Source organism: Micromonospora vinacea (assembly GCF_015751785.1).
GTDB classification, from domain to species: Bacteria; Actinomycetota; Actinomycetes; order Mycobacteriales; family Micromonosporaceae; genus Micromonospora; species Micromonospora vinacea.
The window spans coordinates 5,748,385-5,761,346 of record NZ_JADOTY010000001.1; the positions used below are offsets into that span (position 1 = coordinate 5,748,385).

The window sequence follows — 12,962 nt, forward strand, 5'->3', positions numbered from 1 at the left end:
GCGGTGAGCAGGGAGCGCGTCAGCATGAGCGAGCAGAACGGCACGGTGATCATCGGTGCGGGGCCGGCCGGGCTCACCGCGGCATACGAACTGCTTCGGCACGGCCGGTCGGTCCAGGTGTTCGAGGCCGACGAGGTGGTCGGCGGGATCAGTCGGACCGTGGAGCGCGACGGGTGGCGGTTCGACATCGGCGGGCACCGGTTCTTCACCAAGGTGCCCCGGGTGGAGGCGTTCTGGCACGAGATCCTGCCGGACGAGGACTTCCTGACCCGACCCCGGATGAGCCGCATCTTCTACCGGGGCGCCCTGTTCAACTACCCGCTCAGTGCCATGAACGCGCTGCGCAACCTGGGTCTGCCGGAGGCCGCCCGCTGCCTCGGCTCGTACGCCCGCGCCCGACTGCGGCCACCGCGGGACCAGTCACACTTCGAGGGCTGGGTGTCGGCCCGGTTCGGCTGGCGGCTGTACTCGATCTTCTTCAAGACGTACACGGAGAAGGTCTGGGGTATGCCGGCGGACCGGTTGCAGGCCGACTGGGCAGCGCAACGGATCAAGAACCTGTCGCTGGCCACGGCGATCCGCAACGCCGTGCTGCCCCGGCGTCGACGCACCGACGTGACCAGCCTGATCGAGGAGTTCCAGTACCCGAAGTACGGGCCCGGGATGATGTGGGAGCGCTGCGCCGAACAGGTCCGCGAGCGGGGCGGTCGGCTGTCCACCGGCAGTTGGGTCACCGCCGTGCACCGCGACCCGGCCCGGCGGCGGGCGATCAGCGTGACCGTCAACGGCGCGGGCGGGCAGCGTACCGAAGCGGCCGACCATGTGATCTCGTCCATGCCGATCTCGGAGCTGGTGGCCGCGCTTCACCCGCCGGCACCGCCGGAGGTGCGGGCCTGCGCGGCCGACCTGCGCTACCGCGACTTCCTGACGGTCGCCCTGGTCGTGCCGGCGGAGTTCTCGTTTCCGGACAACTGGATCTACGTGCACGACCCGGAGGTACGGGTGGGCCGGATCCAGAACTTCGGCTCCTGGTCGCCGTACCTCGTCAAGGACGGCCGCACCTGCCTGGGCCTGGAGTACTTCGTGTTCGAGGACGACGAGATGTGGCGTACCCCGGATGCCGACCTGGTGGCCCTCGGCACCGCGGAGCTGGAGCGGTTGGGGTTGGTGCGACAGGGCGTGGTGGAGGCCGGCTACGTCGTGCGCATGCCCAAGGCCTACCCGGTGTACGACGAGCGCTATCAGCACAACGTGGACGTGATCCGGGCCTGGCTGGCCGAGGCGGTGCCGAACGTGCACCCGGTGGGCCGCAACGGCATGCACCGCTACAACAACCAGGACCATTCGATGCTCACCGCGATGCTCACCGCCGAGAACATCGCCACCGGGAGTGCCCACGACGTCTGGTCGGTCAACGTGGAGCAGGACTACCACGAGGAATCATCCGGCGGAGACAACCGGCGCGGCACCGGCCGGGACGCGCCGGTGGTGCCCAGCCGGATCATCGCGGCCCCGATCACCGCGCCGGAGGGGTCGGACGACCGAGCCTCTGTCGCAGCTCCCCCGTCTCACGCATGAAGCCGAGCACGATCTCGCGGAACGAGTCGACGGACAGGTCGACGGCGGACTGGAACTTCGCGAAGGCCAGGTCGATGTCGGATCGCTCGCGGTCCTTGTCCCAACCGATCGGATTCGGCGTCTGGAACTGCTGACAGGCCACCAGCAGCGCGCGGCCCTGCTGGAAGTTCACCGACGGTACGTTCCAGACGGTCCCGGCCATGATCCGCACCCCGTCCAGCAGGACGAGCGCGGCGGTGAGCCGCTCAAGTCCGTCACTCGGCGACAGTGTGTGGGAGCGGACGAACATCGCCCCGAGCGCGACGAGCAGGCCGACGTCCGTGAAGTCGTGCAGGAACCTGTCGACCAACGGCGCGGTCTCCGGCCCGACGGCGGTCGCGATCTCGTCCCGGATGGAGTGCATGTCGGTGGCGAGCCGGGAGAAGCTGCCCACCCGCGCGATCGTATGGGCGAGCTTGCCGTAACCCTCCGAGAGGGTGCCGTGCAGTTCGAGCCGTGCCAGGGCGCAGACGATCGACGCGGAGAAGTCCGTCGACTCGTGGAGTTCGGCTCGTGCCGCCGCCACCACCAGCTCATCCCGGGTGCACTCCCCCGCCGCGTAGGCCTGCGACAGCGATTCGCACGCGCCCACGGCGGCCCGCATGCGCAACAGCGGATCGCCGAGCGCGAGACGGTAGGCGTCGACGTAGGCGGCCGCCGCCGCGGGGAACTGCCGCCGGTGCCGGCGGTGGGCCGCGAGCAGGTGTGCCATCCGAGGGCTGGACGGGAAGGCCCGCCGCCCACGGGTCAGGATCTCGTCGACCGCGCGGAGGTCGAGGGGGGTGTGCGCCACGATGGCGAGGGCCGTCTTGAGCTGGAGCTCGTTGTGGGCTTCCCGCTCGACCGCCTCGACGGAGTCGCCGCACCGCCTCGCCAGGGAGACGAGTCTCCTCCGGCGCACCTCGCCGAGCTGTTCGAGCACGGCCAGCTTGTGTGGGATCGGGCGGTTCAACCAGCGCTCATCGGACATCCGCGCCTGCCTCAGCAGGGAACCCTCGATCGCCCACTCCGTGCGCACCAACCGGTACTCGATCTCCACGATGAGCGGAGTGACCTGCGGGTGACTCTTCCGCCACCTGCGGTAGGCCCGCTTGATCGGCGCGAGTTGGCTCTCGGCGGAGCGGTGCGCGGGCAGGTCCGAGTCGACAGCGTTGTCGCCCTCCCGGGTCACCTTCAGCGTGGAGTCGGCGACGAGCAGACTCAGGAACGCGTCGGCGGTCGGAGCGTTCTGCACGGTCCAGGTCAGCAGGTCGCGCGCGAGCTGAAGTCGCCCCGGTTCCCCGGTGCGTCGGCTCCGCTCCAGCCGATGCAGGCGCCGCTGCTGCCGCGCGATGGCCAGCAGGGGACGGCTGTCCCCGGCCAGAGCGAGCGACTTGAGCAGCTCCACGTGCAGCGTGAGCGCGCGCAGCGCTCTGGTGAGGAAGACCTCCGTGAGCGTCTGGTCGGCACTGAAGTCGGCGGCGCGACCGATCAGCGAGACGTACATCGTCCAGGTGCCCGGGTCGGCCAGGAAGGAGCGATCGTCCTCCAGCTGGGACAGGCACCACTCGCCGACAGCGCGGAGGCCGTCCGGGGAGGGCAACGGCCGGACGGTGACCGCGCGGAGCACGTCGTGCAGCACGATCCGCACGTCGGCGCGGCCGGACAGGTGCTCGTCGACGACGACGGCACTCATCCACGCCCCGAGCGCGGCGCCGACGGCATCGTCCGCGCCGACCCCCAGCCACCACGCCAGCACGAGCACCTGGGCATCCTGGACCTGCTCGAAGTGGCTTCCCGTCTCGACGATGCGGTTGACCGTGCGTGACCCGCCGATCTCGGTGAACGTGCGGCTGGCGGCCGCCACGTCGCCCGCGTGGATCTGGCTGCGCCAGAGCCGAAGGCGGACCCGCATCGACGGGCCGCGTTCGTTCCCCCGGCCTTCGAGCTCGACGATCTGCCGGTAGAGCGACTCCACCCACTCGGGTCTCATGGATCGGCTGGACACGCGATGAGCGATGTCCTGCATGGCGAGCCCCTGTGCGGACGTCAGGGCGTCAACCTCGAAGACGAACGGGGCGGTGCCCGGCCATTCGTCGAGCCAGATGGCGTCGGCGCTGAACGCGCCAGGAGCCAGTTCCCGGCGGGTTGCCGCGGGCGCGCGAATGCCGAGTGGGTCGTGGGCGGAGGTCAGTACCTGCTGTTCGAGATCCTGCCCGGTGAGCGGCGGCACGTCGTGGGAGCCCTCTCCGTCTGGGCCGGCTCCGACACCGGCGACCGTCAGCCCGGGGTCGCCGAGGGCCGCGATCGGGTCGTCCAGGAGCGCTGTGGCGGGGTCGAGGATGGGCAGATCGAATCGTTCGGACAGGGCGATGGCGAGGTCGATCGCGTCGTCGTCTTCGTTCTGCCGGCAGGCCTCCAGGATCTCCCCGGGGAGGAGGCACCGCGGGTCGACGAGTTCCAGCGCGTTCTCCGCCTCCTGCCGCGACACTCGCCCGAGGGTTGCCCGTGCGATCAGCGTGGCCGCGTCCCGACGACCGATCGGCCCCACCTCGACCGCTGTGGAGAGTCCGACGCAGGACAGCTCGTCGCCGAGGTCCCGACCGACGAGGACGACCGCGGCGTTCATCTGTTCGGCGGCCTTCATGAGCGCCGCGAGATCCGCGTCGGCCGCAGTGTCGACGACCTGGTGCTGGAGGTCGATGACGAGCCGACCTCCGCGCAGGTCGCGCATGATCGTCCAGCAGGCCAATGCCAGCGTCTCCTCGTCGGAGCGGCTGCCGAACGGGTCCTGCGGGATGGTCACACCGAGCACCGGGAGGACGATCCCCACCACGGGATGCTGCGCGGGGACCGGAGGGGCCAACGCCGCGTCGACGTACGCCGTGTCGCCGGCGGGGATGTGCGCGAGGCGCACCCACACGCCGGCCAGCGCCGACTTACCGGCGAGTGCGTCACCGACGACGAGCCGGTGGCGGGGTCCGTCGCGCGAATCCAGCGCGGCGATCTCGTCCTCCCGGCCGATGAGGTCCACCAGCTCCGAGGGCGCGTCTCCGCGGATCAGACTGCGCGGAGGCCAGGTGAGTCCGCTGGCGGCGTGCCTGATCTGCATCCGGCGGTCGTCGGTGTCCAGGCCCAGCGAGGTGCGGATCTGGACGATCTCCGTACCCAGCAGGGCGTGTCCGCCCAGATCCGTCTGCCGTCCCCGCGTGACGCGGACCATGCCGACGAGCCGGCCGTCCTCGCGGTCGAGCACCGGCGCGCCGCTGTATCCCCGCTGGATCTGCCCCGACCGCAGCTTGAGCCAGGCGACCCCGTCGTCCTCGACGAGCCCTTCGTTGACGACGAGCGTCGTCTCGGCTCGCCGGTCGACGCAGCTGACGACCACATATTCCGCAGCAAGAGCGGGGGGACGGGTGTCCGGGATGAACCAGAACTCGTCCGACTCCTCCACGGTCAGGAGGCAGAGGTCGCGCTGCTTGTCCCAGAGCAGGACGGTCGCCGGCTCGTCGACCGCGTCGGCGGACCGGCCGATGCGACGGATCTTCACCGGCCCGGTCCGATCCAACCCGTGGGTGGCCGTGGCGATGGCCCGCGGTCCGATCATGAAGCCGGTCTGCTTCACGGACCCCTGGTGAACGCCGACCAGCCCCGCCCACAGATGCCGGCCGGACTCGACGTCAGCCATCTCAGCCAGCGAGGTCCTTCCAGGCCAACTTCAGCTCCACCGCCCCCTCGGCCTTTCCATCGACGAGGAGCGCCACCGCCTTGCCGTTGGTGATCGAAAAGCCGACGCGCATGGTGACCTCGATCTCCGTCGGGGCGGCCTTGCGCGCGTGTTCCACCATCTCCTCGGCGACCTTCGCCACCTGTTCGGCCACGTCGCTGAGCTTGATTCTGAGCGACTGAAGAGAGACCTCCTCCTCAGAGTCGATTTCCATCGCCAACGCCGCGAACGTCGTCTCGTCCTTCAACTCAAGCGATATCAGGTCGCCCTGCATTGGCCCGCTCTCCTCGGTGAGGCGCTGATCAGTCCATTTCGCAGCGATTGTTGCATCGGTACAGTGTGGACACCGTGGGCTATCGGATCATCGACACTCGGCGGACAAATACTCAATGCGGCAGGTGCGTGCAGTGGGCCACTGTGGCGTCGTCCGGGAATTGCGCATCCGCACCGGCGGTGGCCTGCGCCTCGACCTGCCGGACGCGGGCGATGACGCCGGACGGCCCGCTGGCGCGCAGCAGGTCCAGTACCCCCGGCCAGTCGGCCCGACCGTACGGGCTGACGATGCGGCTGGCACCGTTGCTGAGCAACGCGACACCGTTCAGGCCGGCGAGGGGTCGGCTGCCGGTCACCGCCTCCCGCGCGGCGTGGGGGTCCTCCTTGGCGATCCAGTAGCCACCCGGCTGGTTCCGAAGGGCACGTAGCGCGCTGACGCAGGAGACCCGCACCCGGTCGTACTCCGGCGTTCCCGGGACGACGCCGGCCAGCGGCGCCGAGCATTCCCGCCGGGCGGTCGCCTCACGCTCATCGGTGACCACCAGCGGGCTGGCGTCGACCCGGTCGAGGACGAGGTAGGAATCCGCGAGCAGGAGCCACTCCAGGCGGTCCTGGTCGGCGCGGACCATCGCGACGGTGGCCTGCGGGCTGCTCGGGTCGGCGACGGCGCAAGTGTCGCTGTGCTCGGCGGCGATCTCGGTGATGGCGGTGGCGAGGATCGCGGCGAGGTTTCGCCCGTCGCCGCGCGACAGGTGGCCGAGCAGCATGCCGCCGAGGCGGTGCGTGTACCAGGCGACGCCGTGGAGGCAAAGTGACTCGGCTCCCGGAATGCCGGCACCGTCGAGGAGGACGACAGAGCCGGGAACCGCCCCGACGAAGTCCTCGTTCGGCCGCTGGGCCCTGCCGGCGCTCGTTGCCAGGCTGACCTGCACTCGTTGCCTCCTGTCCGGACTCGCGCGGCCGTTTTGCGGGTACGGCCAGCATCGCCTGGCGCCCGGCGCTGCGGCTGGAGGGGCACGACATGGACCTGAGGTACCAGGCGTCGGGCTTACACCTTGCACCTGCACGAACCCCCCGCGCTATGGCCATCGGGTGCTCCGGATGGCAGAGCGGGGTCGCATCAGCTTCGCCCCGCAGCCGTTTGCCTGACCGGGGACGGCCTGGCCCGTGGCTCCGATGTCCGACGCGGTGCCCCTGTACGGCCGTGTTCCCGTGGACTCCCTGAATCTCGACGGCGACCAACGTGTCTTCGACCGGCTCCTGGTCTGGGACCTGACGCGTCATGCCTGACCACGGCCCAGTGATGCGGCTCGGCGCCTTCGACCGACTCAGGTCACGCTCAGCGCTGCGGCCAGTCGGATGACCGTCGAGGGGGCGGCGGGACAGCGGGCGACCTGGGCAACGAGTTTCCGGGCTACCGGTCGGTGGTGGATCTCGGCGGACGCGGTACGTTCCGCATCGATCAAGGCACGGCCGGCGTTGAGCGGATCGTCCGTCTGGAGGTAAGCGCGGGCTGCGTTGATCAGGTGTCCGGCGCGGTACTCGGCGGGCAGCAAGCTCCAGGCCGCCTGACCAGTGGCCCTCTCATGCCAGACGACCGCGTCGCTCGCCGCGTCGAGGTCGAGGGCTGCGGCGACCCGGGCCAGGTCGACGGCGGTGGGTCCGAAGTTGGTCTGATGGTCGTCGCGGCCCTCCCCCACACGCACGGCCAACTCGGCGGCCTCGTCAAGCAGCCTGGCGGCAGCAGAGTCGTCTCCCTGGCGTGCCGCAGCCAGCCCAGCCTGAACGAGTAACGCGCCGCACAGCGACAGTTCCTCGGGCCGGCCGTTGTCCAAGTCTGGCGGGGCGATCCGATATGCGGCGGACAGTGCCACGCTCCCGGCTGAACGCGCCCGCCCGGCCATGCGAAGAACCTGACCAAGCTGGACAGCAGCGGCGCCCAGCAGCACTGCCTCTCCAGTCGCAGCGTTCATCGCTCGATCGGCAGCCAGCCACGCCAAGCCTGCTTCGTCGAGCTTGACCAGCAGCGCAGCGGTGACGCGATAAGCGTCGACCAATAGAGCCCGACCAGCCTCCGGATCAGGCACATGAACCCGCTGTGCGCTCATCAGGAGGTTGGGCAGCAGCGTGATCAATTGCGGATACCGTGCCTGCTGGTATGTGATCCAAGCGTGTTTCACCAGGTCCGCAACCTGCGGGGAGGACAACATGCGGCCGGACTCCGTCGGGCGGGCCAATGCAACCTCGTACGTGCTCAACGCCGTCCGGATCTGGTCGACCGCCTGCAAGCGCTGGGTCACTTCAGCTGGTTGTATATCGCGGCCGAGGAGCGCCGACACGTCGATCCGCAGGACCGCGGCGATCTCCTGAAGGGTGGACAGCCGATCGAGGGATCTCACCCCCCGCTCTGCCTTATCCACCCAACTCTTCGACTTGCCGAGCCGGTCGGCGAACGACTGTTGCGACAGCTTCCGCTGGACCCGCCAGTACGCGACCCGCCGACCGATCGGTACGGAGCTAGCGGGACTACGCATTGCGCCACCGCCGATCCGGTACCGCCCGCGCGGTGTCCTCAACGGGAATTCGCTCGGAGTCGGCCAGTTCAAGGATCCGCTGTTTAGCCGCCTTCCGCTCGGCCGCTTCGCCGGCCGACCCAAACTCCGGCAGCTCAAGATTTCCCTGTCCCCGTCTGGTCATCGCCACCCCTCCTGGTACGCGGGGTCGACGACGCTCATGACCGCCGACCGCAATCAGGAGATTACGAACCGTCACGACCAACGAAGGGGACGATCTATACCTGGGGGACGGCTACCCCACAACGCCGAGGGCGAGAGCCAGCTCCCGTGCGTCCTCGCCCACTGTTCCCGGCCGGGCGGACAGTTCCACTGCAAGCGTGCGGGCGTACGGATGGTGGCGAACCGTGTCGGTGCTCTCCCGCAGCGCCCTACCGAGCAGATGCACCGCAGCAACCTCGCCCCGATCAAGTAGGTGTGCACGTGCGGCCTCGATGAGATGGCCTGCCCGGCGGGTATGCGATGGCAGGGCGCGGTAGTCGGTCGTATCCGCCCGCTGGACCGCCTCACGAGGCCGACAGAGGTCCGTGGCAACGGTGACCGAGTACGCGGTGCAGGCGGCGGGCCCGAACATCAGCCAGGGGTGCACACCACCGAGCCGAATCGCTGCCTCGTCCGCAGCGTCCCACGCCCGCCACGCCTGCCCAGCGCGGCCGGCCTTGCTGTGCCCCAAGGCGAGCCCTAGCTGCAGCTGACCCCACCGGGCCAGCTGCTCGCCACCGGTAGCGGGGTCGACCAACGCGACAGCCTCACGGAGGATCTGGTCGGCCGCGTCCACCTGGTTCGCCCCCCGGTAGACGTGGGCGTAGTACCAGGCAGCGGCCGCCATCGCGTCAGGATCGTCAGCGTCCTGTGCGGCATGCATCGCTCGGTCGGCGGCGAGCCACACCAGTTCCGGATAGGGCTGATGCGCGAGGTATAGCTGCGCGAGGTGATAGACCCGCGCCAACTCGACGGACGCACTCCGGCGATCATCGCCATCGAGTCGCCGGGCACTATGCCGCGCCTCGTTCAGGAGCCCAGGAAGGACGGCAGCAACGGCGGTCCGCTCAGCGGTGGAGCGATGCCACAACGCCCACGCCTGGTTAACCATGCCGCGGAGCACTGGGGCGGCTGTCGGGCCACCTGCCGTCGCAGCAGTGCTCTGCATAGCGGTGGCGACCTTGCCAACATCGGGATGACCGGCGCGGGTCACAGACGCCACCGGTAGGGACTGGTCGCCCGTCAGCTCGGCCAGGTCGGAGATCTCCAACACCTCGGCGAGACGCAGCAACATCGGCAGGCGGGGTGGAAGCAGTTTGCCGTTCTCCAGCGCCTTGACCCATTCCGCGCTGCGGCCGACAAGCCCGCCAAGGACCGGACGACTCTTGCCGGCGCGTTCGCGACGGGCGCGGAGGCGTGCGCCGAAAGTTTCGGGATCGTTCATCATCGACTCCGATGCAGAGGGCTCGCGGCTCCGGCAGGCCTGCATCCGGCGGTAGCCACTTCGGACGGTACCGCGAACAATCACTGGCCGCTACCGTCCGCTACGCGGATCCGTCGTGGTGCCTTTAGCTGGCGGCATTGCCACCTACCGCGCTGGCCCTGACCCGCGACCGGCTTGGCACCAAGCGACAGCGGTCATGACGCACCTGAGTACACGATCGCAACATCAAACCGCACTGGCGCTAGCCCTCGGCCGCATTGCTGGGAAAGAGCATCGGTGCTAGCTGACATAGCTGCGGCTTCGCATCGCGCTGCGCAAGCACCCAAACTCTCGATGTCGCGCTAATGAGCTTCGGCGGTCTTTTCTTGGCGCCGCTGGCGAGCGTGATCTTAGGCTATATGCCGTCGGTCATAGGGCTTGCCTCATGTGGGGGACGGAATGCCGTCGTCGCGCCCTGTCATCCGACAGTGGTCGGGTACATCGCCCGTGAGCCTGAACCGGAAGCTCGGCTCACCGAGCCCGAACGGCATGTCGCCGTGACCTGCTCGACAGGTAGACCTAGAGTGCGACCCGAGCATCGCCTCAGAGCAATCATCCTCGCAGGAGCCCCCATGACCGACCAACTGCCGGACGTCCCCGGTGCGCAGCCCGCCGCCCTTGAGGCGACCATCGCATTGCCTCAGCAGCGTGCCGAGACGAGACCGGCAACGCCGGTCAAGAAGGCTCCCGCGAAGAAGACTGCGGCAAAGAAGGCCCCGGCGAAGTCAGCCCGTTCAAGGAAAACTCCCGCGAAAAAGGTGTCACCGACGAAGAGGGCAGCGGTTGCCGCCGCAGCACAGACGATCAAGTACCCCCGGCACAGCGTCGAGCAGGCATTGCGCATCCCCCGGGCCATCTATCAGGAGAACGCTGGTCGGCCCGCGACGCCGGGCGAGGCAGTTACCTACGCCGGAGGCGCCACGATCTCGGGGCCGTGGAACGTCGAGATCAGCTCGGGCAAAAAATACGGCTTCCTAGAGATGAGCGATGGCAGACTCGTCCTGACGCAACGAGCCCGTCGTGCGATCGCACCGCAATCCGATGTCGATCGTGTGACAGCCTTGCAAGAGGCCGTCCTTGCAGCACCCGACATCTCGGACGTCTACAACCACTATCGTGGTGAATTCCTTCCAGCAAACAGGCAGTTCCTCGTCAATGCGCTGACCGATCGCTTCGGCATTCCACCGGACAAGGTGGACGACTTTGTCAAGATTTTCACGGACTCGATGAAGTCAGCCGAGCTGATTGACGAGAGCGGCAATCAGACGCGAATCATCGATGCCGGCCGCGACGAGGCACACCGTCCGGCGGACGGGAAGGCCGCACCCAAGGCCAAAGTGTCGGCCGGCACAAAGTGCTTCGTCATGCAGCCGTTCGCCCCGCCACTCGGCACCTACTACGAGTCGATCTTCAAGCCAGCGATCGAGCAGGCCGGCCTAGATCCGATTCGAGCCGACGGCAACATCTTCGGACCGGGCAAGATCATCGACCAGATCTGGCGGGGCATCGGCAGCGCAACCGTTCTCATCGCTGAACTGACCACCAGAAACCCAAACGTGTTCTACGAACTTGGGCTTGCACATGCCCTACATAAGCCGGTGATCCTCGTCTCGTCCACCGATGAGGACGTGCCGTTTGACCTTCGTCATCTTCGATACATTAAGTACGACAAGGAAGATCCGTTCTGGGGGCAGAAGCTTATCGACAAAATCGCCGATAGCATCAAGCTGGCAATCTCCGACCCCGAGGCGGCCATCTTCCCGCTCGACGAATCACCCAACTAGGCCGCTTTCCATCGATCCCTGGCAGGATGGAACCTCAGTCATTGCTATCGTCGCGCCGACAATGCCCATGAATTGCTCGATCAGGGCTTGCGGGCCACAGCGCCGTAGATGGAGGCGTCGGCCAGAGGCGGACGCTGCTCCGGTGGCACCTGCGACCGCCACTCGGTGACCGGCGCGATACCCGGTTCGGCCAGTTCCAGACCGGCGAAGAAGCGGGCGAACTCGGCGCGGTCTCGGGGTACGGCGTCCTGCTTCATCCGGCCGGCGACGAACTCGGCCTCCATCCGTTTGACGATCTCGGCGGGGATGTGGTCGGTGGTGAAGTGGGTCAGCGCCAGCCAGCTGCCCGACGGCAGCGCGTCGAGCAGGTGGGCGACCTGCTCGTGTGGGCGGTCTTCGTCGGTGAGGAAGTGCGTCACGGCGATCAGCACCAGGGCCACCGGTTGGGACAGGTCCACTGTGGCGCGCAGCTGCGGGTCGGCGAGGATCTTCTCCGGGTCGCGTAGGTCGGCGTCCAGGTAGGCGGTGGCGCCGGCCGGGTCGCTGGTCAGCAGCGCCCGGGCGTGGACCAGCACCATCGGGTCGTTGTCGACGTAGACCACCCGGGAGTCGGGGGCGACGGACTGGGCCACCTCGTGGGTGTTGTCGGCGCTCGGGATGCCGGTGCCGATGTCGAGGAACTGCCGGACGCCGACCTCCTCGGCGAGGAAGCGGACCGCCCGGCCGAGGAAGGCCCGGTTTTCCCGGGCGAGTGTGCGCACCCCTGGGTAGACGGCGGCGATCTGGTCGCCGGACTCCCGGTCGACGGCGAAGTTGTCCTTGCCGCCCAACCAGTAGTTGTAACGGCGGGCCGGGTGCACAGTCGTGGTGTCGATCCGGTCGGCACCACGGCCCTCTGGCGATTCCGACGTGGACGGCACCGTCATGAGACCTCCCCAGGTCACCCGGCTGCGCCACCGTTTGGCACGACGCACGATCTGACCATGGTAGGTGCTGGGCGTGGGAGCGCGGGGCCCTACGAGGGCGGCCTACACCCCGGTGACGCTGGCGAGCGCGTCGAGCAGCGGCAGCGGGTTGATGTAGTCGCGGTACGACAGGACCTGACCATCGCGGACCCGGAACACGGCGATGACCGTCTGCTCGAAGGCCGCACCGGTCGCGACAACCGTGCCGTGCGCCTCGTACTCCACGATGATCGCCTCCGGATCGGTCGTCTCGTGCACCACCATGTTGCGGTGTTCGGCGATCCTGATGAACCCTTCGGCCGTGGCGGTCAGATGCCGGCGGATCTCCGCGCGGCCCCGCACCCGCCCTGGCACGCCTGGCGGCCGGTATGGCCACTCGATGTATCCGTCGGGCGCCATCAACCCAACGAACCTCTCGATATCGAGTTCGCGGCCCGCCCGCAACACCTGCTCGACGATGTCGCGCGACGTGGCGGTCATTGATCCCTCCTCGGGACGCTCGTTGGCTGGTCATCCGAACACGCCGCAATCCCGGCATCGCCCAGGCGGACATCGTAAGCCGTAAGCGCCGGGCACCGG

General features: G+C 68.4%; 9 protein-coding genes. 2 read left to right on the forward strand and 7 right to left on the reverse strand.

Features of this window, described 5'->3' with window-relative positions; all coding sequences use genetic code 11:
- The first annotated feature begins 24 nt into the window (after positions 1 to 24).
- A complete protein-coding gene (locus IW249_RS27060) occupies positions 25 to 1,578 on the forward strand; it encodes an NAD(P)/FAD-dependent oxidoreductase (protein ID WP_196923329.1) in 1,554 nt (517 codons plus the stop codon).
- Here the strand turns inward: IW249_RS27060 and IW249_RS27065 are convergent.
- The 5 genes from IW249_RS27065 to IW249_RS27085 form a co-directional block, all read right to left on the reverse strand.
- Positions 1,517 to 5,284: a S1 family peptidase gene (locus tag IW249_RS27065; protein WP_196923330.1), complete on the reverse strand. Its 3,768-nt coding sequence runs from the start codon at positions 5,282 to 5,284 to the stop codon at positions 1,517 to 1,519. The two genes, IW249_RS27060 and IW249_RS27065, sit on opposite strands and share 62 nt — an antisense overlap.
- 1 nt (position 5,285) lies before the next feature.
- On the reverse strand, positions 5,286 to 5,597 hold the full coding sequence (locus tag IW249_RS27070; protein WP_196923331.1) for a CU044_2847 family protein: 312 nt from the start codon (positions 5,595 to 5,597) through the stop codon (positions 5,286 to 5,288).
- 112 nt (positions 5,598 to 5,709) lie between these two features.
- Positions 5,710 to 6,528, reverse strand: a complete 819-nt coding sequence (locus tag IW249_RS27075) for a hypothetical protein (RefSeq protein WP_196923332.1) — start codon at positions 6,526 to 6,528, stop codon at positions 5,710 to 5,712.
- Positions 6,529 to 6,924: 396 nt separating this feature from the next.
- Complete coding sequence (locus IW249_RS27080) at positions 6,925 to 8,130, reverse strand: helix-turn-helix domain-containing protein (protein WP_196923333.1); 1,206 nt, start codon at positions 8,128 to 8,130, stop codon at positions 6,925 to 6,927.
- Positions 8,131 to 8,404: 274 nt separating this feature from the next.
- Complete coding sequence (locus IW249_RS27085) at positions 8,405 to 9,595, reverse strand: helix-turn-helix domain-containing protein (RefSeq protein WP_196923334.1); 1,191 nt, start codon at positions 9,593 to 9,595, stop codon at positions 8,405 to 8,407.
- 611 nt (positions 9,596 to 10,206) lie between these two features.
- Here IW249_RS27085 and IW249_RS34845 point away from each other — a divergent pair.
- Positions 10,207 to 11,418, forward strand: coding sequence for a hypothetical protein (locus tag IW249_RS34845; protein WP_196923335.1), 1,212 nt, complete (start codon positions 10,207 to 10,209; stop codon positions 11,416 to 11,418).
- 80 nt (positions 11,419 to 11,498) lie between these two features.
- Here the strand turns inward: IW249_RS34845 and IW249_RS27095 are convergent, their stop codons facing one another.
- Both IW249_RS27095 and IW249_RS27100 read right to left on the reverse strand, forming a co-directional pair.
- Positions 11,499 to 12,344 carry an SAM-dependent methyltransferase gene (locus tag IW249_RS27095; protein ID WP_196923336.1) on the reverse strand — a complete coding sequence of 282 codons (846 nt, stop codon included), beginning with the start codon at positions 12,342 to 12,344 and terminating at the stop codon, positions 11,499 to 11,501.
- A gap of 102 nt (positions 12,345 to 12,446) precedes the next feature.
- Positions 12,447 to 12,863, reverse strand: coding sequence for a nuclear transport factor 2 family protein (locus IW249_RS27100; RefSeq protein WP_196923337.1), 417 nt, complete (start codon positions 12,861 to 12,863; stop codon positions 12,447 to 12,449).
- Positions 12,864 to 12,962 lie beyond the last annotated feature (99 nt).